An 820-nucleotide genomic window follows, 5' to 3' on the forward strand; every position below is an offset into this window, starting at 1 on the left:
CATTACAGCTCCAGATACAATAGCACCCATTGCAGGTGAACTAGTTTTTACTGATTTTATTGATTCAGGTGTGTCCAGTGTTGATGGTATTAGCAATGATGCAAGTTTTGATTTAAGTATTCAGGGACATGAGCAGAATACATCTGTGGAATATCAGTATTCAATTGATGGTAGTGCAACTTGGTTTGTTTTAAATCATCAATTTGATCAATGGGGAGATGGTAAAAATTATTTTAAAGAAGGTACTTATAGTTTTAGAGCAAAAGTGACCGACTATGCAGGTAATGAGAGCTATACGGATATTAAGAATATTACGCTAGATCTGTCTCTGCCTGATTTAAAATCTGTACTAAACTATGATCCTATAAATGATCCAATTATCTTTAATGCACCTACGGATGCATACGAAGTTTATAAATGGGTGAATACTGAATGGCAGCTAACCACATTGAGTAAGACTTTAGGGTGGGATTCAGCTAAATATAAAGTAGTTGCAACAGATATAGCAGGAAATACGGCAGAGCAAATCTTTAACATAGGATTAGTGATAGGTAATTATCAGTCTGCAGATCATTCTGAAGTAAGTATCTTAAAAGGAACAGAAGCTACTGATTGGATTTATGGTGGTTTAGGAAACGATATCTTACTTGGTGGTGGTGGTCAGAGCTTTCTTTATGGTGAGGAAGGTGATGATATTTTAAATGCGCAAGGTGGAAGTACCTCAGCGTTACGAGGGGGTGCTGGAAATGATACCTATATTTTTGATAGAAGTGATGTTTATAAAAATAGTAATCAATTAATTACTATTGATGATTCTAAA

1 protein-coding gene is annotated in these 820 nt (G+C 35.1%); it reads left to right on the top strand.

Going from position 1 to position 820, the window contains the following annotated elements; genetic code table 11:
• The coding region (locus C9E89_RS22935) for an Ig-like domain-containing protein (protein ID WP_228199113.1) at positions 1 to 820 on the top strand (820 nt) is incomplete at both ends.

The sequence above is a fragment of the Acinetobacter sichuanensis genome, assembly GCF_003024515.2.
Taxonomy (GTDB): domain Bacteria; phylum Pseudomonadota; class Gammaproteobacteria; order Pseudomonadales; family Moraxellaceae; genus Acinetobacter; species Acinetobacter sichuanensis.